This window comes from Micromonospora sp. NBRC 107095 (genome assembly GCF_030269705.1).
Lineage (GTDB): Bacteria > Actinomycetota > Actinomycetes > Mycobacteriales > Micromonosporaceae > Micromonospora > Micromonospora parva.
In genome coordinates this window covers 26,705-49,751 of sequence record NZ_BSTU01000008.1, presented here as the reverse complement: position 1 = coordinate 49,751, position 23,047 = coordinate 26,705, and the positions used below count along the sequence as shown (strand labels likewise).

The following is a 23,047-nucleotide window of genomic DNA, read 5'->3' as shown; positions in this document are numbered from 1 at the left end:
AGCAAAGGGTCGACAACGGGGTCGGGCACCCGGCGCCGCGCCACACCGAGCCGCCTCAGCACGAACCGGCCCGGCAGAGTCGGGCCGGCGCGAAACCGGCCCGACCCGAAGCCTGGCCGGATCCGGTCACCGGCCGACGACCGGATCCGGTGCCGCCGTCGTGGCCGTCGCGCGGGCGGCGGCACGGACCAGGGCCGGGCCCCGGTAGATGAAGCCGGTGTAGAGCTGCACCAGGGCGGCGCCGGCATCGAACATCCGGGCCGCGTCGTCCGGGTCCAGCACACCGCCGACGCCGATGATCGGCAGCCGGCCGCCGGTCTCGGCGTGCACGAAGGCCACCACGTCGCGGGCCCGCCCGGTGAGGGGTCGACCGGAGAGACCACCGGCCTGCGCGCCGCGCTCGACGTCGACGCCGGCGAGCCCGTCGCGCGACAGGGTGGTGTTGGTGGCGATCACCCCGGCGGCGCCCCGGGCCAGGCAGACCTCCAGCAGCTCGGCGATCGCCGCCTCGGTCAGGTCCGGCGCGATCTTGACCAGCACCGGTTTCTCCCCCACCAGCGCGCCGAGCAGCGCGTCCAGGTGGGCGCGGTCCTGCAACGACCGCAGACCCGGGGTGTTCGGTGAGGACACGTTCACCGCGAAGTAGTCACCGTGCCCGCGCAGCGCCCGGTACGAGGCGAGGTAGTCCTCGACCGCCTCGTCGAGCGGTGTCACCTTGGACTTGCCCAGCGAGATGCCCAACGGCACCCCGAGCGGGCGCGGCAGCGCCGCCAGCCGGGCGGCCAGCGCGGCCGCCCCGGCGTTGTTGAAGCCCATCCGGTTGACCACCGCCTCGCTGGCCGGCAGCCGGAACAGCCGGGGCCGGGGGTTGCCCGGCTGGGCGTGCGCGGTGACCGTGCCGACCTCCACGAACCCGAAGCCGAGCGCCGGCCAGGCCGGCAACGCCGCGCCGTCCTTGTCCATGCCGGCGGCCAGGCCGACCGGGTTGGGGAAGCGCACCCCGAACACCGTGCGCGGCGCGGCGACCGCGTACCGGGCCCGCAGCGCGGCCAGCGCGGCCGGCCGCCGCGACACTGCCGCCAGCCGCCGCAGCGTCCACTCGTGCGCCGTCTCGGCGTCCCCGCCGCCGAGCCGGAACAACCACGGCCGTACCGCCCGCTCGAACACTGTCACTGGGCCGCCCGCAGGGTGGCGTGCAGGTCCTGCAGGGGACGGACCCGCATGTCGCCGCGGATACGCGCCTCGATGCCCATCACCGCCGCCGCCGCGCCGGGAACGGTGGTGATGCAGGGGATGTCCGCGGTGACCGCCGCGCTGCGGATCTCGTAGCCGTCGGAGCGGGCGCTGGCACCGGAGCCCTGCGGGGTGTTGATCACGAGCGCCACGTGGCCGCCGCCGATCAGCGACACCGCGTCGTCGCCCGCACCGGCCTGGTAGTGCTTGCGGATCTGCTCACAGGCGATGCCGTGGCGGCGCAGCACCTCGGCCGTGCCGGCGGTGGCGACGATCTCGAAGCCCAGGTCCGCAAGCCGCTTGATCGGGAAGATCATGCCGCGCTTGTCGCGGTTGGCCACCGAGACGAAGATCTTCCCGGCGGTCGGCAACGACCCGTACGCGGCCGACTGACTCTTGGCGAAGGCGTGCCCGAAGTTGGTGTCGATGCCCATCACCTCGCCGGTCGACTTCATCTCCGGCCCGAGCAGCGAGTCGATCCCCTTGCCCGCGCGGGTCCGGAAACGCTTGAACGGCAGCACCGCCTCCTTCACCGCGACCGGGGCGTCAGCGGGCATCGTGCCACCGTCCCCGGTGGCCGGCAGCAGGCCCTCGGCGCGCAGCTCGGCGATGCTCGCCCCGAGCGCGATCCGGGCCGCCGCCTTGGCCAGCGGCACCGCCGTGGCCTTGGAGACGAACGGAACGGTCCGCGACGCGCGCGGGTTGGCCTCCAGCACGTAGAGCACGTCGTCCTTGAGGGCGTACTGCACGTTGAGCAGGCCGCGCACGCCGACGCCGCGGGCGATGGCCTCGGTGTAGCGGCGCACCTCCGCGAGGTGCGAGCCAGCGAGGGTGATCGGCGGCAGCGCGCAGGACGAGTCGCCGGAGTGGATGCCGGCCTCCTCGATGTGCTCCATCACCCCGCCGATGTAGACCTCGCCGTCGGCGTCGCAGAGCGCGTCCACGTCGATCTCGATGGCGTCGTCGAGGAACCGGTCCACCAGCACCGGGTGGTCCGGGGAGATGTCAGTGGCGCGGCCGATGTAGTCGCGCAGCGTCGGATCGTCGTAGACGATCTCCATGCCCCGACCGCCCAGCACGTACGACGGCCGGACCAGCACCGGGTAGCCGATCTCGTCGGCGATGGCCTTCGCCTCGTCGTACGAGGTGGCCATGCCGTGCGACGGCGCGCGCAGCCCGGCGCGGGCCAGCACCGCGCCGAACGCGCCCCGCTCCTCGGCCAGGTGGATCGACTCCGGGGAGGTGCCGACGATCGGCACACCGGCGTTCTTGAGCCGCTGTGCCAACCCCAGCGGGGTCTGCCCGCCGAGCTGCACGACCACCCCGACCACCCCCGGCCCGCCGGCCGCCCGGCCGGACGAGTCCTCCGCGTGCCAGACCTCCAGCACGTCCTCGAAGGTCAGCGGCTCGAAGTAGAGCCGGTCGGCGGTGTCGTAGTCGGTGGAGACCGTCTCCGGGTTGCAGTTGACCATCACGGTCTCGTAACCGGCCGTCCGCAACGCTTGCACGGCGTGCACGCAGGAGTAGTCGAACTCGATGCCCTGCCCGATCCGGTTCGGGCCGGAGCCCAGGATCAGCACCTTCGGCCGGTCCGACGGCACGACCTCGGTCTCCAGGTCGTACGTCGAGTAGTGGTACGGCGTGGTCGCCTCGAACTCGGCCGCGCAGGTGTCCACGGTCTTGTAGACCGGGCGCACGTCGAGGCGGTGCCGCAGGGTCCGGACGCCGTCCTCGGCGGCCAGCTCCGGACGGAGCGCGGCGAGCTGCCGGTCGGACAGACCGGCCCGCTTGGCGCGGCGCAACAGGTCGGCGTCGAGCACCGGCGCGTCGACGATCTCGGCGCGCAACTCGATCAGCGCGGCGATCTGGTCCAGGAACCACGGGTCGATCCCGCCGGACGCCTCGGCCACCTCGGCGATCGACGCGCCCAGGCGCAGCGCCCGCTCGACTGTGTACAGCCGGCCGTCGTGCGGGATCCGCAGCGCGGCGAGAGTGTCGGCGAGGGTGACGCCCGCCGGGTCCGGCACGGTCCAGAAACCGGCCGACTTCGTCTCCATCGAGCGCATCGCCTTGTTCAGCGCCTCGGTGAAGTTACGCCCGAGGCTCATCGCCTCGCCCACCGACTTCATCGTGGTGGTCAGCTCCGGGTCCGCGCCGGGGAACTTCTCGAACGCGAACCGGGGGATCTTCACCACCACGTAGTCCAGGGACGGCTCGAACGCCGCCGGAGTCTTCAACGTGATGTCGTTGGGGATCTCGTCGAGGGTGTAGCCGATGGCCAACTTGGCGGCGATCTTCGCGATCGGGAAACCGGTCGCCTTGGAGGCCAGCGCCGAGGACCGCGACACCCGGGGGTTCATCTCGATCACGACGATCCGGCCGTCGACCGGGTTGACCGCGAACTGGATGTTGCAGCCGCCGGTGTCCACCCCGACCTCGCGCAGCACGGCGATGCCCAGGTCACGCAGGCGCTGGTACTCCCGGTCGGTGAGCGTCATGGCCGGGGCCACTGTGACGCTGTCGCCGGTGTGCACACCCATCGGGTCGATGTTCTCGATCGAGCAGACCACCACCACGTTGTCGTGCCGGTCGCGCATCAGCTCGAGCTCGTACTCCTTCCAGCCGAGCACGCTCTCCTCGATGAGCACCTCGTGCACCGGGCTGGCGGCCAGACCGTCACCGGCGATGCGGGCCAGGTCCTCCGGGGTGTGCGCCATGCCGGAGCCCAGGCCACCCATGGTGAACGACGGCCGGATCACCACCGGCAGGCCCAGCTCGGCGACGGTCGCCTCGACCTCCTCCATCGAGTGGCAGACCCGGGAGCGGGGCACCAGGCCCGCCGGGTCCTCGACACCCAGGCGTACGCCGGCCTTGGCGACGATCTCCTTGAACAGCTGGCGGTCCTCGCCCCGGTTGATGGCGTCGATGTTCGCGCCGATCAACTCGACGCCGTACTTCTCCAGGACGCCGTTCTCGTGCAGGGCGACGGCGGTGTTCAGCGCGGTCTGCCCGCCGAGGGTCGCGAGGATCGCGTCCGGGCGCTCCTTGGCGATGACCAGTTCCACGAACTCCGGGGTGATCGGCTCGACGTACGTCGCGTCGGCGAACTCCGGGTCCGTCATGATCGTCGCCGGGTTGGAGTTGACCAGGCTGACCCGGATCCCTTCGCTGCGCAGGACCCGGCAGGCCTGGGTGCCGGAGTAGTCGAACTCGCAGGCCTGCCCGATGACGATCGGCCCGGAGCCGATCACCAGGATGTGCTTGAGATCGGTCCGCTTAGGCATTGCTGCGCCCCTTGCTGTGGTTCCGGCCCTCACTGGGCTGCCGGTCGAGGGCACGGCCCTCGATCAGCTCGGCGAATCGGTCGAAGAGGTAGTCCGCGTCGTGCGGGCCGGCTGCCGCCTCCGGGTGGTACTGGACGGTGAACGCGGGCACGTCGATCGCCCGCAGCCCCTCGACCACGTTGTCATTGAGGCAGACGTGGGACACCTGAACGCCACCGAAGTCGGTGTCGATCACCTGGTCGGGGACGACAGCGCCGACGCCGGCGCCCGGCACCTGGACGGCGAAGCCGTGGTTGTGGCTGGTCACCTCGACCTTGCCGGTGACCCGGTCGAGCACCGGCTGGTTGATCCCCCGGTGGCCGTAGCCCAGCTTGTAGGTGCCGAAGCCGAGCGCCCGACCGAGGATCTGGCTGCCGAAGCAGATGCCGAACAGCGGCACCTCCCGCCGCAGCGCCTCCCGGGCCAGCGCCACCGGCGCGTCGGCGGTGGCCGGGTCGCCCGGGCCCGGCGACAGGAAGATCGCGTCGGCGCCGGTGGCGAGCATCTCGTCGATGGTCGACGACGCCGGCAGCACGTGGGTGGTCACCCCGCGGGTGGCCAGCCGCCGCGGCACGTTGCGCTTGATGCCCAGGTCCAGCGCGGCCACCGTGAACCGGTGCTCGCCCACTGCCTGCACGACGTACGGCTCGGCGGTGGTCACCTCGGCGGACAGGTCCGCGCCGACCATCTGCGGTGACTGCCGGACCCGGGCCAGCAGGCTCTGCGGGTCCTTCTCGACGCTGGAGATGCCCACCCGCATGGCGCCGCGCTCGCGCAGGTGCCGGGTCAGGGCCCGGGTGTCCACCCCGCTGATGCCGACCACACCCTCGGTGGCGAGGCGGTCCTCCAGCGAGCCGGTGGCGCGCCAGTTCGAGCCGATCCGGGCCGGGTCGCGCACCACGTAGCCGGCCACCCAGATCCGGCCGGACTCGTCGTCCTCGCCGTTGACGCCGGTGTTGCCGATGTGCGGCGCGGTCTGCACCACCACCTGACGGTGGTACGACGGGTCGGTCAGCGTCTCCTGGTAACCGGTCATGCCGGTGGTGAAGACCGCCTCGCCGAAGGTCTCTCCGACACTCCCGTACGCCTCACCGGGGAACGTGCGCCCGTCCTCCAGTACGAGGATCGCGGAACGTCTGCGCGTCACTTGGTTGCCTTTCCGTCCAGGACCGTCGGCTCGCCACGCAGGAAGGTCGCCACGATGCGACCTGGCAGCGTCATGCGGGCGTACGGGGTGTTGCGACTGCGACTGGCCAACTCCGCCGGCTCGATGGTGCGGCGGGCGGCCGGGTCGATCACTGTCAGGTTCGCCGGCACACCCGGCGCGGGGTCGACGCCGTGCCCGGTGAGGCCGGCGATCCGTGCGGGGGTGCGCGACATCCGCTCGGCGATCAGGTCCCACTCGGGACCGAGCACGTCCAGCGCGATGGAGAGGGCCGTCTCCAGACCGAGCATGCCCGGCCGGGCGTACGCCCACTCGCACTCCTTGTCCTCCACCGCGTGCGGGGCGTGGTCGGTGGCGATCACGTCGATCACCCCGTCGGCGAGGGCGGCGCGCAGCGCGGTGACGTCAGCGGCCGTCCGCAACGGCGGGTTGACCTTGAAGACCGGGTCGTAGGTCTCGGCCTTGACGTCGGTGAGCAGCAGGTGGTGCGGGGTCACCTCGGCGGTCACCCGTACTCCGCGTGCCTTCGCCTGGCGCAGCACCTCGACGCTGCCGGCGGTGGAGACGTGGCAGACGTGCAGTCGGCTGCCCACGTGCTCGGCGAGCAGCACGTCCCGGGCGATGATCGCCTCCTCGGCGACCGCCGGCCAGCCGATCAGGCCGAGCCGGGTGGAGACCTCGCCCTCGTGCATCTGGGCGCCCTCGGTGAGCCGGGGCTCCTCAGCGTGCTGGGCGATGATCCCGTCGAACGCCTTGACGTACTCCAACGCCCGGCGCATCAGCTTCGGGTCGGCGACGCAGTGCCCGTCGTCGGAGAAGATCCGCACCCGGGCCGCCGAGTCGGCCATGGCGCCCAGCTCGGCCAGCCGTTCGCCGGCCAGCCCGACGGTGACCGCGCCGATCGGCTGCACGTCGACCAGGTTGGCTTCCCGGCCGAGCCGCCAGACCTGCTCGACCACACCGGCGGTGTCCGCCACCGGGGAGGTGTTGGCCATCGCGCAGACGGCCGTGTAGCCGCCCAGCGCCGCCGCCCGGGAACCGGACTCGACGGTCTCGGCGTCCTCCCGGCCGGGCTCGCGCAGGTGGGTGTGCAGGTCGACCAGGCCGGGCAGGGCGACCAGGCCGGTGCCGTCGATGACTGTGGCGTCCGGCGCGGTCAGGCCGGGACCGACTTCGGCGACCACGCCGTCGCGGATCAGCAGGTCGGTCGGCGCGGCGCCGAGGACGCTCACGCTGGTGATCAGGTACGCGCTCACCGGTTGTTCCCTCCGAGCAGCAGGTAAAGGACAGCCATCCGCACGGAGACCCCGTTGGTGACCTGTTCGACGATGGTGGAGCGGGGTGAGTCGGCGACCTCGGGGGTGATCTCCATCCCCCGGTTCATCGGGCCGGGGTGCATGACGATCGCGTGCTCGGGCAGCCGGCGCATCCGCGGCCCGTCCAGCCCGTAGCGGCGGGCGTACTCGCGGGCGGAGGGGAAGTAGGAGTCGTTCATCCGCTCCCGCTGCACTCGCAGCATCATCACCACGTCCACGTTGGGCAGGACGGAGTCGAGGTCGTAGGAGACGTCGGTGCCGGGGGCGAGCGCGCCCGCGATGTCGACCGGGATGAGGGTCGGCGGGCCGACCAGGGTGACCTTGGCACCGAGGGTGGAGAGCAGCAGCACGTTGGAGCGGGCGACCCGGGAGTGCAGCACGTCCCCGACCACCGCCACCGACAGGCCGGCGAGTCGGCCCAGCCGGGCCCGCATGGTGTACGCGTCCAGCAGCGCCTGGGTGGGATGCTCGTGGGTGCCGTCGCCGGCGTTGACCACCGACCCGTCCACCCAGTTGGCCAGCCGGTGCGGCGCGCCGGAGGCGGGGTGTCGGACGACGACGGCGTCCGCGCCCATGGCCTGCAGGGTCAACGCGGTGTCCTTCAGGCTCTCGCCCTTGGTGACGCTGGACCCCTTCGCGGAAAAGTTGATCACGTCGGCGCTGAGTCGCTTCGCCGCCGCCTCGAAGGAGATCCGGGTCCGCGTGGAGTCCTCGTAGAAGAGGTTCACCACGGTCCGCCCGCGCAGCGCGGGAAGCTTCTTGATCTCCCGGCCGGCGACGGTGGCCATCTCGGCGGCGGTGTCCAGGATCTCGGTGGCGGTGTCGGCGTCCAGGTCCCCGCCGGAGAGCAGGTGCTTGATCATGAAGGTGCCCCCCCGTAGAGCTTGACCTCGTCGACGCCGTCGGTCTCGGCGAGCGTCACCTTCACGCTCTCCGCGAGCGAGGTCGGGATGTTCTTGCCGACGTAGTCGGCGCGGATCGGCAGCTCCCGGTGACCCCGGTCGACCAGGACGGCGAGTTGCACCGACGCCGGGCGGCCCACGTCGTTGAGCGCGTCGAGGGCGGCCCGGACAGTGCGGCCGGAGAAGAGCACGTCGTCGACGAGGATGACCCGCTTGCCGTCGATCCCGCCGGAGGGCAGCTCGGTCGGGCCCACCGCGCGGGTGGCATGGCGACGGAGGTCGTCGCGGTACAGAGTGATGTCGAGCACACCCACCGGGACGACGACGTCCTCGAAGGTGCTGATCCGGTCGGCGAGGCGCCGGGCGAGGGGGGTGCCCCGGGTGGGGATCCCCAGCAGCACCGTGTTCGCGGCGCCCTGGGTCTTCTCCAGGATCTGGTGGGCGATGCGGTCGACCACGCGTTGCACGTCGGCGCTGGCGAGGATCACCTTCACCGAGGGTTGTCGCGGTGGTGACGAGCGGGCAGCCGGTGGGTATGCCACGGCGGACCTCCTTCCCCGCCTCACGGGACGGGTCGTTAAAGGATGTCGGGCACCTCCGGCCGGACCGCCGAGCAGACCTGGGCCGGGGCTTCCGCCACGTTACCAGTGGTCACCGGGCCGATGGACGGCGGCTGCTGACCACCGGGTCAGGCGTCGGAAAAGGGGATAACTTCCCGGACGCTCCCCAACGGTAGGGTCACGACCACTTGACCACGTGTCGCATTCCCCGTACCGTCACGCTCCGTAGCGATCGACGGGAGAACCCCGAGCAGCACTGGGAGTGTCCGAATGCCCTCTGAATACGCCAAGTCTCTGGGCGCCCGCCTGCGCTCCATCCGCCAGCAGCAGGGTCTCTCCCTGCAGGGTGTGGAGGAGAAGTCGAATGGGCGGTGGAAGGCCGTGGTGGTCGGCTCGTACGAGCGTGGCGACCGGGCCGTGACGGTGTCCCGTCTGGCCGAGCTGGCCGAGTTCTACCGCGTACCCGTCTCGGAGCTGCTGCCTGACGGCAGTGGCGTCCGTCACGAGCCCACCAGCAAGATTGTCCTGGACCTGGAGCGGCTCTACGACGAGGCCTCCGAGGACCTGGCCTACGTGGCCCGCTACGCCCGCGCCATCCAGCAGCAGCGCGGCGACTACAACGGCCGGGTGCTCTCCATCCGCGCCGACGACCTGCGGGCCCTCGCGATCGTCTACGACGCTTCACCGTCGGGTCTGATCGAGCGGCTCACCGAGCACGGCGTGCTGGTGGCCGACCCCCGGGCGTTCTTCGCCTCCTGAGCTGTCGCTTCACCCGAAAGGGCCCGTGCCAGACGGCACGGGCCCTTTCGGTGTCGCGGGTGCGTGAGCCTCAGCGGGTGGCGTACTCGGCGATCCGGCCGAGCACCCCGTTGAGGAAGCGCGGCGAATCGTCGGTCGACATCTGCCGGGCCAACTCCACGGCCTCGCTGATCGCCACCGCGTCGTCGATCTCGTCGACGTAGAGCAACTCGTACACGGCGATCCGGGCCAGATTGCGGTCGACGACCGGCATCCGGTCGAGGGTCCACCCCTCGGCGTAGCTGGCGATCAGCTCGTCGATCCGGTCGAGGTGCTCGGCGACACCCTCGACCAGGCTGACGGCGTAGCCGAGGTGCTCCGGCCGGGGCTGCTCGATCCGCTGCACGTAGCCGGCGAGCACCTCCACCGGAGGCTTGTCCCTGAGGTCGGCCTCGTAGAGGACATCCAGCGCCCGCTTGCGCGCCTTGCGGCGCGCCGGCATCTGCTGCTTGGCACCCTCAGCCATCAGGCGCGGCCGAGGTAACGGCCGTCGCGGGTGTCGACCTTGATCTTCTCGCCGGTGGTGATGAACAGCGGAACCGGCACGGTGGCGCCGGTCTCCACGGTCGCCGGCTTGGTGCCGCCGGTCGAACGGTCGCCCTGCAGGCCCGGCTCGGTGTAGGTGACCTCCAGCACGACGCTGGTGGGCAGCTCGATGTAGAGCGGCACACCCTCGTGCTGGGCGACGGTCGCCTCCGCCTCGGGGAGCAGGTAGTTGGCTGCCTCACCGACGGTGCCACCGGGCACGGTGATCTGGTCGAAGGTCTCCAGATCCATGAAGACGAAGTCCTCGCCGTCGGCGTACAGGTACTGCATCGTGCGCTTGTCAACGGTCGCGGTCTCGACCTTGGTGCCCGCGTTGAAGGTCTTGTCGACCACCTTCCCGGACAGCACGTTCTTCAGCGTGGTGCGCACGAAGGCACCACCCTTACCGGGCTTGACGTGCTGGAACTCGACGACGGCCCAGAGCTCGCCGTCCAGGTTGAGTACCAGGCCGTTTTTGAGGTCGTTGGTGGAGGCCATTTCCTGCCTTGATCATCAATTGGCGGACAGACCTTGAGAGTCTACTAGCTGCGTCGAATCGCCCGGCCCCCGCTCGGGGCGGGCTCTCAGCGGGCGGCCAGATGGTGCAGGGCGAGACGATAACCGTCAATACCCAGCCCGCAGATCACCCCGGTCGCCACCGCCGACACCACCGAGTGGTGCCGGAACTCCTCGCGGGTGTGGATGTTGGAGATGTGCACCTCCACAAGCGGCCCCCGCAGCATGGCGCACGCGTCCCGCACCGCGTACGAGTAGTGCGACCAGGCGGCCGGGTTGAGCACCACCGCGGCGCCCTCGTCGGCGGCGGTGTGCAGCCACCCGAGCAGTTCGTGCTCGGCGTCGGTCTGCCGGACCGTCACCTCCAGCCCCAGCTCCCGGCCGGTGGCCTCGCAGAGCGCCACCAGGTCGGCGTAGGTGGTCGCGCCGTACACGTCGGGCTCGCGGGTGCCCAGCCGACCCAGGTTCGGCCCGTTCAGGACGTAGACCTTCATAGGCTGGCAGCCACCTCCTGGTACGCCGCCGCCAGCAACGTGTCGTCCGGACCCTCCAGCATCGCCGGGCGGGCCAGCCCGTCGAGCACCACGAAGCGCAGCCGACTGCCCCGGGTCTTCTTGTCCACCCGCATCGCTGCCAACAGCTGCGGCCAGGCGTCAGCCGGGTAGCTCACCGGCAGGCCCAGCGCGGTCAACGTGACCCGGTGCCGGTCGGCGGTCGGCGCGTCCAGTCGACCGGCGAGGCGGGCCAGCCTGGCCGCGTACACCAGGCCGACGGCGACGGCGTGACCGTGCCGCCAGCGGTAGCCCTCGTTCTGCTCGATGGCGTGGGCCAGGGTGTGACCGTAGTTGAGCACCTCCCGCAGGCCCGACTCGCGCAGGTCGCCAGCGACCACGTCGGCCTTGACCCGGATCGCCCGTTCGATCAGCTCCCGGCTCACCGGCCCACGCGGGTCGGTGGCGGCCGCCGGGTCAGCCTCGACGAGATCCAGGATGGTCGGGTCGGCGATGAACCCGCACTTGACGACCTCGGCCAACCCGGCCGCCAGGTCGACAGCGGGCAGGCTGTCCAGCGTGGCCAGGTCGGCCAGCACCCCGACCGGCGGGTGGAAGGCACCCACCAGGTTCTTGCCGGCGGCCGTGTTGATGCCCGTCTTGCCGCCCACCGCGGCGTCGACCATGCCCAGCAGCGAGGTCGCCACCGGCACCCAACGCACCCCCCGCAACCAACAGGCCGCGACGAAGCCGGCCAGGTCGGTGACCGCGCCGCCGCCCACCCCGACCACCGCGTCGGTACGGGTGAAGCCGGCCGCTCCCAGCCGGTCCCAGCAGGCGGAGGCCACGTCGATGTGTTTGCCCGACTCGGCGTCGGGGACCTCGATCGGCAGTGGCTCGACGCCGGCGGCGCGCAGCCGCTCGCCGAGCGCGTCCGCGAGGGCCTTGAGCGGAGGCGCGTGCAGCACCGCCACCCGCGTCGCGCCGGGCAGCAGGCCAGGCAGCGCGCCCAGCAGGTCACGTCCCACCAAGACGTCGTACGGCCGCTCGCCGCCGACCGGAATCCGGGTCACCTCGTCCATCGCCGGCAGCCTAGTCCAGTGGGCGGCGCGGCGACGGCGGCTGTCCACCTGCTGGCCGGTCCGCCCAGTCGGCCAACCGGCGGGCGTGCTCGGCCACCGCGACGCGCAGCGCGTCCGGACGCCGCACGGTGAACGGGCAGCCCAGCCCGGCGAGCAGCGCGGCCATCCCGGGCAGGCTCTCCGCCCGGGCCCGCAGCAGCACCCCGTCGGTGGTGGCGGCCAACTCGGCCACGCTGGGCGGGATCCGGCGACGGGCGGCCACCAGGTCGGTCTCCAGCACCACCTCGACCTCGTGTGGGTACGGCACCCCGGCCAGCGACCGGGTCACCCAGGCCACCGCCTCGAAACCGTCCGGCACGGTGAACGTCGCCACGCCGGGCGTCACCGCGCCGATCCGGTCCAGCCGGAAGGTGCGGACCTCGCCGCGCCGGTGGTCGTGGCCGGTGACGTACCAGCGGCCGGCGTGGAAGACCAACCCGTACGGGTCGAGTTCGCGGTGCGACAGCTCGCCCCGCCAGGAGCGGTAGTCCAGCGCCACCCGCTGCCGGTGCCGGGTGGCCGAGGCCAGCGCGAGCAGGGTGCCCGACGCCGGCCCGGGTTTTGGGTCCGGGCGACGCAGGGTGAAGCCCAGATGCTCCTGGACGGCGGCGAGCCGGTCGGCGAGCGCCGCCGGCAGCACCCGGCGGATCTTCGCCAGCGCGCTGGCGGTGGCAGGCTGCTCGGTGGCGAGCCCGACCCGTTCGGCGACGACGAGGCCGAGCAGCACGGCCACCGCCTCGTCGTCGGTGAGCATCAGCGGCGGCAGTTTGTAGCCGGGGTGCAGCCGGTAGCCGCCGTGGCGACCCCGGTCGGCGGTGACGGGGATGCCCAGCTCGACAAGCGTTGTCGCGTACCGGCGCACGGTCCGCTCGTCCACCCCGAGCTGGCCGGCGAGGTCGGCGGCCGTCGAGCGGTGCCGGGTCTGCAGCAGCTCCAGCAGGGCCAGCACCCGACCTGCGGGATGTGACACGGGCCACTCCTCCAAACCGGGCGGATCCTGTCCGGATTCGATCGTACGGTCTAGCGGTAACCGAGCAAAGGAGCGAGAGATGGCGACATTCGTGCTGGTGCCGGGGTTCTGGCTGGGCGCCTGGGCGTGGCGGGACGTGACCGCCGCGCTGCGGTCGCAGGGGCACGAGGTCCATCCGATGACACTCACCGGGTTGGCCGAACGCGACCACCTCGCCGGGCCCCAGGTCAGCCTGGACACGCACACCACCGACATCGTCCGGCTGATCGAGGTCGAGGACCTGCGCGACGTCCTGCTGGTCGGGCACTCCGGCGGCGGGATGCCGGCAGCCCAGGCGGCGGACCGCGCCCCGGACCGGATCGCCCGGGTCGTCTATGTGGAGAGTGGGCCGCTACCGGACGGCACGGCGCAGTTCGACACGGTGCCGCCGGAGGAGCAGCGGCGGCTGCGCGACGCGATCGGCACCGGGCACCTGCTGCCGCCGCCCGCCTGGGACCCGGCCGCCGACCCGACCAACCTGGCCGGCCTCGACGAGCCGACGCTCGCGCTGCTGCGCACCCGGGCCACCCCGCAGCCGCTGCGGACCGCCACCGACCCGGTCCGCCGCACCGGCGGGCACCCGGTGCCGACCGCGCTGGTCGCCAGCACCTTCCCGCTCGCCCTGGTGCAGCAGATGATCAGGGAGGAGCACCCGTTCTTCACCGGTCTGGCCGACGGCCAACTCCATGAGCTGCCCACCGGACACTGGCCGATGCTCAGCGAGCCGAAGGCCCTGGCCGACATCCTCGACCTGATCGCCCACAGCTGACAAACGACGCCGGGCCGGGCCGGGTGTCAGCGCGGGAGCAGGGCGGTGAGCTCGGCGACGACCTCGGCCGGGGTCCGGCCGTCGGTGACCACCGTCTCGGTGGCCACCTCGGCGTACAGCGGCCGGCGCTGGTCCAGCAGGTGCTTGAGGGTGGCCCGCGGGTTGAGCGCCAACAGCGGCCGACCGGCGCCGAGCCCGACCCGCTTCACCGCGTCGGGAAGCTCGACCGAGAGGTGCACCACCCGGTGCCCGATCAGCGCCGCCCGTGTCTCCTCGGCCAGCACCGCGCCGCCGCCGAGGGCGAGCACGCCCGTGCCGCCGGCCAGCGCCGCGGCCACGGCGGCCCGTTCCAAGGTACGGAAGTGCGCCTCACCCTCGTCGATGAAGATCTCCGGGATCGGCTTACCGGCCATCTGCTCGATGTCGATGTCGGTGTCCCGGAACTCCACGCCGAGCGTCGCGGCGAGCGCCCGCCCGACGGTGGTCTTGCCGCAACCGGGCGCGCCGACCAGCACGACCACCGGTGCCATCAGCGGATCACCAGCGCGTCGAGGTAACCGGCCACGTTGCGACGGATCTCGGTGACCGAGTCACCGCCGAACTTCTCGGTGGCGGCCTCAGCGAGCACCAGCGCCACCATCGCCTCGGCGACCACGGCCGCGGCGGGCACCGCGCACACGTCGGAGCGCTGGTTGATGGCGGTGGCCGGCTCGCCGGTGGCGACGTCCACGGTGGCCAGCGCCCGGTTCAGCGAGGAGATCGGCTTCATCGCGGCGCGGACCCGCAGCGGCTCACCGGTGGTGATGCCGCCCTCCAGCCCGCCGGCCCGGTCGGTGACCCGACGCACGCCGGTCGCCGACGGAATGATCTCGTCGTGCGCCTCCGAGCCACGGGATCGGGCCTGCTGCCAGCCGTCACCGATCTCCACACCCTTGATCGCCTGAATGGACATCAGCGCGGTGGCCAGCCGGGCGTCGAGCTTGCGGTCCCACTGCACGTGGCTGCCCAACCCCGGCGGCACCCCGTACGCCAGCACCTCGACCACGCCACCGAGGGTGTCGGCGGCCTTCTTCGCGGCGTCGACCTCGGCGACCATCAGGGCGCTGGCCTCCGGGTCGAGGCAGCGCAGCGGGTCGGCGTCGATCCGGGCGGTGTCCGACGGCGTGGGGCGCAGCCCCGGCTTCGCGGCCACCGGGCCCAACTCGAGGACGTGCGAGACGATCTCGATGCCGAGCGCCTGCCGGATCAGCGCCTTGGCGACAGTGCCGACCGCGACCCGGGCGGCCGTCTCCCGGGCGCTGGCGCGTTCCAGGATCGGCCGGGCGTCGGTGTGGCCGTACTTCTGCATGCCGGCCAGGTCCGCGTGGCCCGGCCGCGGGCGGGTCAGCGGGGCGTTGCGCGCCTGCCGGGCCAGCTCGTCGCTGTCGACCGGGTCGGCGGCCATCACGGTCTGCCACTTCGGCCACTCGGAGTTGCCGACCCGGATCGCCACCGGGCTGCCCAGGGTGACGCCGTGCCGCAGGCCGCCGAGCAGCTCGACCTCGTCCCGCTCGAACGACATCCGGGCACCCCGGCCGTAGCCCAGCCGGCGACGGGCCAGCTCGTCGGCGATCTCGGTGGTGGTCACCTCGATGCCGGCCGGCACCCCCTCCAGCATCGCGACGAGGGCGGGACCGTGCGATTCACCTGCAGTCAGCCAACGCAACACAGCGGTCAGTCTGTCACGGCCTGCCACCGGCGCGGCACGCCGCCCGGGGCGTCCCGCCCAGCGGACGCCGCCGCCCGCTGACCCCGGCGTCCTTTGCTCTGCGCCCACCCAGGCGACGCCCCACGGTCAGCGCGACGCCGCCGTCAGCGCGACCCAGCCGTCAGCGCGACCCAGCCGTCAGCGCGACGCCGCCGTCAGCGACTGCGCCCGCCGACGGCGGCTCAGATCCCCCGACCGCGCTTGTGCAGGGTGCGCAGCACCGCGTCGGCCCGGACCACCCGACCGGCGACGGCGAGGGCCAGGTAGGCGCGCGGCTCCCGGGGGTTGCTGCGCAGGGTGCGCCGGGCCCAGCGCAGCGCGCCCCGGCGGTCGCCGGCGGCGGCCTGGGCGAACGCGATCTGCCCGGCCACCCGGGCTTCGCCGGCCGGTTGACCGGCGAACTCCGGATAACGGCGCAGCAACCACTGCAACGCTTCTGAGATGGTGTCCCAGCGCTGCGCGAAGTACGAGCGCTTGTGCCAGCGGACCAGCACCGACGGCGTCCGCAGGTTGATCAGCGGCGCGCTGCGCGCGGCCCGCAGCAGGAACTCGTAGTCCTCCGCGTAGCTGCCCGGGATCTCCTCGTCGACCAGCCCGAACCCGTCGCGCAGCGCGGTGGCGCGGATCAGGAAGGTCGACGGGTGCAGCTCCGTCATCCGGTCGCGCAACAGGTCGTCCAGGGTGATCCGGTCCTTGTCGAGCACCCGGTCGACGGTGTGCCCGTCGTAGGTGACCCGGATGCCGCAGCAGACGAACTCGGCGCCCGGATCACCGGCCAACGCGTCGACCTGGGCGGTCAGCTTGCCGGGCAGCCACTCGTCGTCGTCGTCGCAGAACGCGACCAGCTCACCCTCGGCGGCGAGGGTGCCGCTGTTGCGCGCCCCGGCCAACCCGGCGGTACGGCTGTTGCTGATCACGCGTACCACGCGGGCCGGGTCGCTGCCCAGCGCTGTCAACGACTCGTCGGGCGCGGACTGGTCGAACACCACCACGACCTCGATCGGGCCCGGGTAGTCCTGCGCCAGGATCGCGCGCACCGCGGCCCGCAGCAGCTCGGGGCGGTCCCGGGTGGGCACCACGACGCTGACGCTCGGCTGCTGGGTCATCGAATCTCCTCCGTACCCGGACGCGGCCGGGACCAGGCCCACCACCGGGGTGGGCGCGGGGTCGAACGGGCCACCAGGTCGTCGATGATCTGCCCGACCCGGGCCACCGCCGCCCGTTGTGCCTCGTGTGCCTGCGGGTCGGCGGCCACCGCGTACCGGGACGGGTCGGCCACCCCTGCGGCCAGCGCGTCGTGCAGCGCCTCCCGGGTCTCGCAGAGCGCCACCAGCCCGGCGGCGCCGAGCCGGCGAGCGAAGAGAAGCTGGTGGTTGTCGACGTGCTCACCGCGAGCCGGGTCGCGGGGCACCACGATGGGCAGGTGGCCGTGCCGGCGGGCCTCCAGGATGGTCGCCGGACCACCGTGGCAGACCACCAGGTGCGCGTCGCTCATCGCCTGTTGCAACGCGTCGTGACCGAGGAACGCCACCGCGCCGGGCACCTGGGGCGCGCGGGTGTGCCCGTGCTGGACGGTCAGCCCGATCGGGCCGGCGGCCTGCGTGTGCCACTGCGCCAGCCAGTCCACCAGCCGGTCGAAGGGGTGCTTGTCGGTGCCCACCGCCACCAGCAGTCGCAGCTGGGCGACCGCCGAGCTGTCACGCTGGCGCGGCAGGCGGGCCGCCTCGGTGCTCGGCTGCGGTTGCGGACGCCGGGCGGTGCCCGTCTCCCCCGTCACAGCAGCGTCCCGACGACTGTCGCCTCGGGGTACTGCCGGCGCTGCTCGTCCCACTGCACGAGCATCGCGGACAGGAACGGCCGGCAGAGCCGGGCGGTGAGCGTCGGGGTGTCGATCCGGTCGTACACCTCGATGTAGACGGTCGGGATGCGCCGCAGCCGGGCCAGCACCACGAACGGCACCGCCACCCCGGCACCGGTGGTGACCACGGCGGCGACCCGCCGCGCCCGCAGCACCCGCCAGGCCAGCAGCGCGTTGCGCAGCAGGTTCGGCACGTTGCGGGTGGTCGGGTGGTGTGCCGGCACCAGGTCCTCGCCGGCCAGCAGCGACACCGCCTCCGGGGTGTCGAAGGTGACCCAGCAGCGCCGCCACCGTTCGTACCAGGGCCGCAGGGCCAGTAGTTGGGCCAGGTGCCCGCCGCTGGAGCCGACCAGCAGCAGCACCGGTGCCCCACTGTCGTCGTTGTTCGTGTCCACGCGACTCCCCACAAGTTCGCTTGGAATTTCAGTTCACGCCACGCAGAAGCAGATCACACGACCCCCCGGTCGTTGAATAGAGCGACCGGCCGAGATGACGATCTCCGCAGCAGGTGGTGCGGGCGCACCGAACGTCCGAGGTCCATCGATCGTCATGACCACCTGCGATTTTGTCGTTACTCTGCGACGCGCCTGCGCCGCCGCGATTCCTCCCGATCAGCCGCTATGTCTTTTCTCGATGACGTCCAACAGTGCGGGATGCAGTGCGGGGTTCCAGCCCGCGCCCGCGTCGGCCAGCCGCCAGGTCCGCAACCACATCTCCACCAGGTACGCGTCGGCGACGAGCCGGCGCTGCGCCGCGTCGAGACCGAGCCGCTCACCGTGCCGGCTCAGATACCCGTCGACGGCCGACGCGGCGACCTCCGCCGGCTCCCCCCGCAGCACGAGCGCGCGCTGGAACGCGTCGTGCGCCAGGTCGAAGCCGACCGGCACGTCCGGCCCGCTGTGCTCCCAGTCCCAGGCGACCAACCGGCCGGCGTGCCAGCCCAGGTTCCACGGCACCCAGTCGCCGTGCCAGTGGCCGAACTCGACACTGGTGTCGCCGTGCCGGCGGGCCAGCGCGCGGACCGCGGCGACCGCCCGCGCACCGCCCGGCTCGGTCGCCGCGGCCCGGCCGGCCTGATCGACCAGCCGGTGCAGGAAGGCCGAGTCGAGCAGTGGACGAGGGGTGCGCCCCGGGCCGCCGCGCCGGGCGACGGCGAGCAGCGCGGCGATCCGTGGCGGATCGTCCACCGGCACACCGCGTACCGCGGGAGGCAACGGCTCGATCACCGCGACCACCTGGCCCGCCCACGACACCTCGGCGAGCAGCCTCGGCGGCGTCGGGTGGTCGGCGACGTCGGCCACCGCGCGCAACGCCCGCAGCGCCGCCGCCTCCGCGCTGACCAGCGCGCGGGTCGCGTCGTTCCAGCCGATCTTCGCATAGCCACGCGGACGCCCGTCGGCGTCGAAGAGTTGCAGGGTGGGCTTGCCGTTCGGGTCGGGTGGTCGGACCCCGAAAGCGGCCAGCAGCGGCGTGTCACCCAGGTCGGCGGAGAGCCGCTCGCTCAGCAGCAGCTCCGCGGCGGGCACCCCGGCCGGCACGGAGACGGTCAACGTCGGGAAGGGCGCGAGCCCCACGCGGCCCAACCGGGCCAACCCGCCGAGCACCGCCCGCAGCGCGCGCACCTTCGGTGGCCGCAGGGCGTTGTACGCCAACAGGGACGCCGCCCCGGCCCGGGGGGCGCCCAACGGCACCAGGAACCGGGCCCGGGCGACCGACGGCACCACCGCGTAGCGGGCCACCGCCCGGTGACCGGCCGGCGGGGCGCCCGCCACCGTCAGGCCCACCCGGTCGTCCGGGAAGACCGCGCGGCTCACCCAACCCAGGCCGTCCACCCGGGAGCGCGGGTCGGTGGCCGGGCCCGCCTGGGTCGTCACGCCGCCCGGTCCGCCCAGTCGAGGTCCAGCCCGAGCCGCTGGCGCAACGCGTCGTTGTACGGCCGGTAGTAGTCGGTCAGCTCCGCGCGGACCGTCGGCTCCAACGGCGCCGAACGCCGATCGTTGTAGACCTTGAAGTTGGGCAGGTCGTACGCCGGCAGACCGAGGAAGTCCAGGGTGCGCCGGTAGGTCGCGCGAGAGTCGCGGTACAGGTCCTCGCTGGGCAGGAAGAGGATCTGCTGCCGGTCGAAACGCTCCAGCCACGGCTCCAGGTGCTCCAGGTAGCGCCCCCGGGCCCGGTACGTGTACCAGTCGTACGGCTCGCTGAAGAACTCCGGTTCGGCGATCAGCCGCTCCCGCTCCCCCGCCGTACGCTCCGGCTCGGCGGCGAGCGCGGCGGCGAAGTCCAGTGGTTCGATGCCGTGGGTACGGCGTTCCTTCCAGTGCGAGTACGCCCGCTCCACCGGGTCTCGCAGCAGCACGATGAGCTTCACCGTCGGCATCAACGCGGCGACCCGCTGCGCGGCGAGCGGGTGGAACATGTACAGCGGGGCGGCCTCACCGACCCGGACCGGTCCGCCGTGCCGCCTGGCCAGGGCCTCGCGGTGCCGCTCGGTCGGGAAATGCGAGCGGTACCAGGATTCGCCGCGCCCCCAGTGCTCCTCGAAGTAGTGCGCCGACTTGGTGTTCCACGCGGGGAAGAGCCGGGGCACCAGCGGATGCTGGATGAGGTAGTTCCACAGGGAGGTGGTGCCGCCCCGTTTGGTCCCGATGATCAGGAAGTCCGGCAGCGGCCGGCGATCGCTGGTGCGAACGCCGTAGTCGACGAGCGACTCCTTCACCCGGGTGGTCACCTGGGTCGGAACCAACTGCTTGACCCGGTCACGCATGGACACCACGACCGACCTCACCTGCCTCTCGTCGATGCCGGGGCGGGTCCGGCGGCCGCGGCCGCGTCGTTCCCTCCCCGGATCTGCCTCATGGTCCCCCGGATACCGGCGCGTACCCGGGGCAACGTCAACATGCCGACGCAGCCGGCCAGCAGCACCACCAGCGCCACCGCGAGGCCGGGCAGACCGCGACCGCCCACCAGTGCGCCCACGCCGGCGGCCAGGCCCACACCCGCGACGGTGGCCACCGCGGCACGCACCATCGCGGCGTCGAACAGCGGCTCCCGGACCACCGACCTGGCGAACCCGGCGGCGGTGAGGTTCTCGGTGGCGATCCCGGCCGCCCAGGCCACCGCCGCGCCCGTCGCGCCGTACCGGGGGATCAGCCAGAGGCCCAGCGAGACGGTCACCGTCAACCCGGCCACGGCAGCGACCAGGTGCAACCCGCTGCGCCCGCCCATCAGCAGCAGGCTCTGCACGTTGCCCACTCCGGTGTTGACCAGCATCGCCAGCGCGAGCACCGTCATCGCCGGCACACCGGCGGTGAACTCCGGCCCGAACAGCTGGAGGAAGGCCAAGGCGAAGACCGCCAGCAGCAGGTACACCGGCCAGGACAGCACCAGACCCCAGGTGGTCAACTGCCGGTGCACCGCCGCCGCGGCGGCCCGCTCGCCCCGCCCGAGCAGTCGGGACAACTGCGGGGACACCGCCACCCGCAGCCCCTGCATGGCCAACTGACCGGCCAGCACGTACCGGCCGACGGCCCCGAACACGCCGGCGTCCGCAGGCCCGGCCAGCGCCGAGGTGAGCAGCACCCCCACCCACATGCTGCCGGCGTCGATGGCCGCCGAGGCGGCCCGGGGCAGCGCGAAGCGCCAGAACGTCGACCAGTCGGCGCGGCCCGGCCGCAGCGTCGCTCCCCGGCCCAGCCCGAGCGGGCCGGCGACGAGGGTGAGGCAGACCAGCAGCGCCAACGCCGCCGGCACCAACCAGCCGGTCATGCCGGCGAGCAGACCACCACCGGCCAGCGCGGCGGCGCCGACCAGCACCGGGCGGGCGACCGGCAGCAGCAGGAACTGCACCCCGACGTACGCCCGGATGGGCCGTACGCAGCGCAGCGCGGCCAGCAGCAGGGTCATCGCCACCACCACCGGCACCGCGGCGAACGTGACGGTGAGCAGTGTGTCGCCGCTCGTGCCGGAGCCCTCCAGCAGCCGGGGCGCGAGCGCGTCGGCGGCCAGCACGCCCACACCGGCCACCAGGAGCCCGGCCAGCAGCGGCGGAATCAGCGCCACCGGGAGTATCCGGGCCGCGTCACCGCGCACACCGGCGGTGCGCCGGGGCAGCGCCCACATCAGACCGGTCTCCGCGCCGAGGGTGCAGATCGCGGTGGCCACGGTGACGACACCGATCGCGGCGAAGAACGCGCCCGCGCCGGCGGTGCCGTACCCCCGGGTGATCACGACGGCCAGCACGAACCCGAACAACCCGCTGGTGGCCGCGCCCAGCAGTCCGGCCACCCCGCTGCGCGCGCTACGGCGGGTCTCGGCCGTGCCGACGTCCCCGGAGGGCGACGGTGTGGCCTGGTCCCGGGCGGGGCCGGACGGCGGCGGGCCCTCGTCGGCACCGGCCGGTGGTCGGGTGGCGGCGGTCATGCGGGCACCGTCGCGGTGCGCGGAGCCGCCGGGGACGCCCCGACCAACCGGGTCAGCCGTTCGCGTTCGGTCAGCGCCATCGCGAAGGCGACAGCGAAGAACGCGACCGCCAGGTTCTGGTTCGCCATGCCATAGAACGGGATCTGCACGAGGCAGACCACCGGCACCACCGCCAACCACTGCCCGGCCGCCGATGTCGCCCGTGCGCAGATCACCGCGGCGGCCACGAACCACGCCAGGAAGCAGAGAAGCGCGGGTACACCATGGCTGAACAGCACCATCCACAACTGCCCCTGCGTGCCGATGGGCGCGGCCGCCGACACGGTGTCGACGTTCACCGGAGCGCCGTAGCCCAACCACGGTGACTCCTGCACCCGGCGGATCACCTCGGTGTAGAGCGAGAGCCGGTCGGTGTTGGTGTCACTGGAGTCGACCCGTCTGCTGATCAGCTCGGTGATGGGAATGAACAGTGTGGCCAGCCCGCCGATCACCACCACCCCGACGATCGACGCGGCCACCCGGACGTTGCCGCGCAGGCTGGCCCGCACTCCGAGCACCGCCAGCCCGGCTCCGAGGCTGAGGAACATCGCCCGGTTGAGGGTGAGGAACGCCGGTGCCAGCGACAGCGGCAGCGACGCCAGCAGCGCCCAGCGCAGCAACCCACGCGGGCGCAGCATGGCGAAGGCCACCACGCAGGGAAGGGTCATGGCGTACGCGCTGCCGTAGTTGTTGGTGTACGCGAACGGCGCCGCCGGCCGGTAGATCGGGTTCAGCGAGCGGGCGCTGTATTCCGCTGTGGTGAGGTGCACCATGTCCTGGATGAACGGGGTGCCGGCCACCCCGCCGGGCAGCAGCACCTCCATCGGGGTCGTCATGGCCAGCCGGGGCACCAGCACCCCGAGCCAGCCCAGCGCCACCAGCCCGAACCAGAACGCGCAGAGCGGGGTGAGCACCGCCACCAGGCTGGCGCGTTCCCGGGCGGCGGCGTAGACGTAGACGCCGACCACCAGCGCGGTCAGGTAGAAGGCCAGGCGCAGGGCGAAGGTGAGCAGCGAGGCCGGCGACGACAGTTGGGTGGCGCTGACCACCACGATGGCGAGGAAGAGCAGCCAGATGCCGGCCGCCGGCGGCAGCGGCACCCGCCCCCGGGTGAGCAGCAACGCGAACAGCAGCGCGCCCAAGAGCGGCCAGCCGAGGTAGAACGCACCGAGCAGCCACCAGAGTGGCACCAGGCCGAACATCATCGTCAACGGCCAGAGCGGCAGCTGCGGTGGCGCGGACGGCGGCAGCGGCGC

The 23,047-nt window shown here is 72.7% G+C and carries 22 protein-coding genes; 2 read left to right on the top strand and 20 right to left on the bottom strand.

Going from position 1 to position 23,047, the window contains the following annotated elements:
• Positions 1-126 precede the first annotated feature (126 nt).
• The 6 genes from QSK15_RS31255 to pyrR are packed head-to-tail and all read right to left on the bottom strand — an operon-like array spanning position 127 to position 8,481.
• Entirely contained in the window at positions 127-1,173 is a 1,047-nt protein-coding gene (locus QSK15_RS31255) for a quinone-dependent dihydroorotate dehydrogenase (protein WP_285797641.1), read from the bottom strand.
• Complete coding sequence (carB, locus tag QSK15_RS31250) at positions 1,170-4,517, bottom strand: carbamoyl-phosphate synthase large subunit (protein ID WP_285797640.1); 3,348 nt, start codon at positions 4,515-4,517, stop codon at positions 1,170-1,172. Before carB ends, QSK15_RS31255 begins: the two co-directional genes overlap by 4 nt.
• Entirely contained in the window at positions 4,510-5,703 is a 1,194-nt protein-coding gene (gene carA, locus QSK15_RS31245) for a glutamine-hydrolyzing carbamoyl-phosphate synthase small subunit (RefSeq protein ID WP_285797639.1), read from the bottom strand. Before carA ends, carB begins: the two co-directional genes overlap by 8 nt.
• Positions 5,700-6,977, bottom strand: coding sequence for a dihydroorotase (locus QSK15_RS31240; RefSeq protein ID WP_285797638.1), 1,278 nt, complete (start codon positions 6,975-6,977; stop codon positions 5,700-5,702). The genes carA and QSK15_RS31240 overlap by 4 nt, the downstream gene beginning before the upstream one ends.
• The gene (locus QSK15_RS31235; RefSeq protein ID WP_030335650.1) at positions 6,974-7,900 is read right to left on the bottom strand and encodes an aspartate carbamoyltransferase catalytic subunit; all 927 of its coding nucleotides are present in this window, start codon (positions 7,898-7,900) and stop codon (positions 6,974-6,976) included. Before QSK15_RS31235 ends, QSK15_RS31240 begins: the two co-directional genes overlap by 4 nt.
• Positions 7,897-8,481 (bottom strand): bifunctional pyr operon transcriptional regulator/uracil phosphoribosyltransferase PyrR, encoded by a 585-nt coding sequence (gene pyrR / locus QSK15_RS31230; RefSeq protein WP_285797637.1) that lies wholly within the window; start codon positions 8,479-8,481, stop codon positions 7,897-7,899. The genes QSK15_RS31235 and pyrR overlap by 4 nt, the downstream gene beginning before the upstream one ends.
• A 288-nt stretch (positions 8,482-8,769) precedes the next feature.
• On the opposite strand from pyrR, the gene bldD reads away from it, so the two are divergent.
• Entirely contained in the window at positions 8,770-9,258 is a 489-nt protein-coding gene (bldD, locus tag QSK15_RS31225; protein WP_007458348.1) for a transcriptional regulator BldD, read from the top strand.
• Between the two features lie 70 nt (positions 9,259-9,328).
• On the opposite strand, the gene nusB is transcribed toward bldD, so the two are convergent.
• From nusB to QSK15_RS31200, 5 genes are all read right to left on the bottom strand, one after another.
• Positions 9,329-9,739: a transcription antitermination factor NusB gene (gene nusB / locus QSK15_RS31220; protein WP_285797698.1), complete on the bottom strand. Its 411-nt coding sequence runs from the start codon at positions 9,737-9,739 to the stop codon at positions 9,329-9,331.
• Positions 9,740-9,762: 23 nt separating this feature from the next.
• Positions 9,763-10,320, bottom strand: coding sequence for an elongation factor P (gene efp, locus QSK15_RS31215; RefSeq protein ID WP_007458344.1), 558 nt, complete (start codon positions 10,318-10,320; stop codon positions 9,763-9,765).
• Between the two features lie 86 nt (positions 10,321-10,406).
• Positions 10,407-10,832, bottom strand: coding sequence for a type II 3-dehydroquinate dehydratase (aroQ, locus tag QSK15_RS31210; protein ID WP_030488396.1), 426 nt, complete (start codon positions 10,830-10,832; stop codon positions 10,407-10,409).
• Complete coding sequence (gene aroB, locus QSK15_RS31205) at positions 10,829-11,911, bottom strand: 3-dehydroquinate synthase (RefSeq protein ID WP_285797636.1); 1,083 nt, start codon at positions 11,909-11,911, stop codon at positions 10,829-10,831. The genes aroQ and aroB overlap by 4 nt, the downstream gene beginning before the upstream one ends.
• A 10-nt stretch (positions 11,912-11,921) precedes the next feature.
• The gene (locus QSK15_RS31200) at positions 11,922-12,920 is read right to left on the bottom strand and encodes a helix-turn-helix transcriptional regulator (protein WP_285797635.1); all 999 of its coding nucleotides are present in this window, start codon (positions 12,918-12,920) and stop codon (positions 11,922-11,924) included.
• A gap of 79 nt (positions 12,921-12,999) precedes the next feature.
• Here QSK15_RS31200 and QSK15_RS31195 point away from each other — a divergent pair, with 79 nt between their 5' ends.
• Positions 13,000-13,728 (top strand): alpha/beta fold hydrolase, encoded by a 729-nt coding sequence (locus QSK15_RS31195; protein WP_285797634.1) that lies wholly within the window; start codon positions 13,000-13,002, stop codon positions 13,726-13,728.
• A 26-nt stretch (positions 13,729-13,754) separates the two neighbouring features.
• Here QSK15_RS31195 and QSK15_RS31190 read toward each other — a convergent pair whose 3' ends face one another.
• The 9 genes from QSK15_RS31190 to QSK15_RS31150 all read right to left on the bottom strand — a co-directional run bounded on the left by QSK15_RS31190 (position 13,755) and on the right by QSK15_RS31150 (position 23,041).
• Positions 13,755-14,258, bottom strand: coding sequence for a shikimate kinase (locus tag QSK15_RS31190; protein WP_285797633.1), 504 nt, complete (start codon positions 14,256-14,258; stop codon positions 13,755-13,757).
• A complete protein-coding gene (gene aroC, locus QSK15_RS31185) occupies positions 14,258-15,436 on the bottom strand; it encodes a chorismate synthase (protein WP_285797632.1) in 1,179 nt (392 codons plus the stop codon). The genes QSK15_RS31190 and aroC overlap by 1 nt, the downstream gene beginning before the upstream one ends.
• A gap of 221 nt (positions 15,437-15,657) precedes the next feature.
• On the bottom strand, positions 15,658-16,581 hold the full coding sequence (locus QSK15_RS31180) for a glycosyltransferase family 2 protein (RefSeq protein WP_285797631.1): 924 nt from the start codon (positions 16,579-16,581) through the stop codon (positions 15,658-15,660).
• On the bottom strand, positions 16,578-17,252 hold the full coding sequence (locus QSK15_RS31175; RefSeq protein ID WP_285797630.1) for a glycosyltransferase: 675 nt from the start codon (positions 17,250-17,252) through the stop codon (positions 16,578-16,580). Before QSK15_RS31175 ends, QSK15_RS31180 begins: the two co-directional genes overlap by 4 nt.
• Positions 17,249-17,728: a glycosyltransferase family 28 protein gene (locus QSK15_RS31170; RefSeq protein ID WP_030335627.1), complete on the bottom strand. Its 480-nt coding sequence runs from the start codon at positions 17,726-17,728 to the stop codon at positions 17,249-17,251. The genes QSK15_RS31175 and QSK15_RS31170 overlap by 4 nt, the downstream gene beginning before the upstream one ends.
• Positions 17,729-17,944: 216 nt before the next feature.
• Positions 17,945-19,207, bottom strand: coding sequence for a hypothetical protein (locus QSK15_RS31165; protein ID WP_285797629.1), 1,263 nt, complete (start codon positions 19,205-19,207; stop codon positions 17,945-17,947).
• Positions 19,204-20,106 carry a sulfotransferase domain-containing protein gene (locus QSK15_RS31160; RefSeq protein WP_285797697.1) on the bottom strand — a complete coding sequence of 301 codons (903 nt, stop codon included), beginning with the start codon at positions 20,104-20,106 and terminating at the stop codon, positions 19,204-19,206. Before QSK15_RS31160 ends, QSK15_RS31165 begins: the two co-directional genes overlap by 4 nt.
• An 8-nt stretch (positions 20,107-20,114) precedes the next feature.
• Entirely contained in the window at positions 20,115-21,752 is a 1,638-nt protein-coding gene (locus QSK15_RS31155; protein ID WP_285797628.1) for a lipopolysaccharide biosynthesis protein, read from the bottom strand.
• Complete coding sequence (locus tag QSK15_RS31150; RefSeq protein WP_285797696.1) at positions 21,749-23,041, bottom strand: O-antigen ligase family protein; 1,293 nt, start codon at positions 23,039-23,041, stop codon at positions 21,749-21,751. Before QSK15_RS31150 ends, QSK15_RS31155 begins: the two co-directional genes overlap by 4 nt.
• Positions 23,042-23,047 lie beyond the last annotated feature (6 nt).

Excerpts from the sequence above, each read along its gene's own strand:
- carB (WP_285797640.1), bottom strand. The coding sequence starts at position 4,517 with ATGCCTAAGCGGACCGATCTCAAGCACATCCTGGTGATCGGCTCCGGG.
- QSK15_RS31235 (WP_030335650.1), bottom strand. The coding sequence starts at position 7,900 with ATGATCAAGCACCTGCTCTCCGGCGGGGACCTGGACGCCGACACCGCC.
- bldD (WP_007458348.1), top strand. The coding sequence starts at position 8,770 with ATGCCCTCTGAATACGCCAAGTCTCTGGGCGCCCGCCTGCGCTCCATC.
- nusB (WP_285797698.1), bottom strand. The coding sequence starts at position 9,739 with ATGCCGGCGCGCCGCAAGGCGCGCAAGCGGGCGCTGGATGTCCTCTAC.
- efp (WP_007458344.1), bottom strand. The coding sequence starts at position 10,320 with ATGGCCTCCACCAACGACCTCAAAAACGGCCTGGTACTCAACCTGGAC.
- aroQ (WP_030488396.1), bottom strand. The coding sequence starts at position 10,832 with ATGAAGGTCTACGTCCTGAACGGGCCGAACCTGGGTCGGCTGGGCACC.
- aroB (WP_285797636.1), bottom strand. The coding sequence starts at position 11,911 with ATGGACGAGGTGACCCGGATTCCGGTCGGCGGCGAGCGGCCGTACGAC.
- QSK15_RS31195 (WP_285797634.1), top strand. The coding sequence starts at position 13,000 with ATGGCGACATTCGTGCTGGTGCCGGGGTTCTGGCTGGGCGCCTGGGCG.
- QSK15_RS31190 (WP_285797633.1), bottom strand. The coding sequence starts at position 14,258 with ATGGCACCGGTGGTCGTGCTGGTCGGCGCGCCCGGTTGCGGCAAGACC.
- QSK15_RS31180 (WP_285797631.1), bottom strand. The coding sequence starts at position 16,581 with ATGACCCAGCAGCCGAGCGTCAGCGTCGTGGTGCCCACCCGGGACCGC.
- QSK15_RS31155 (WP_285797628.1), bottom strand. The coding sequence starts at position 21,752 with ATGACCGCCGCCACCCGACCACCGGCCGGTGCCGACGAGGGCCCGCCG.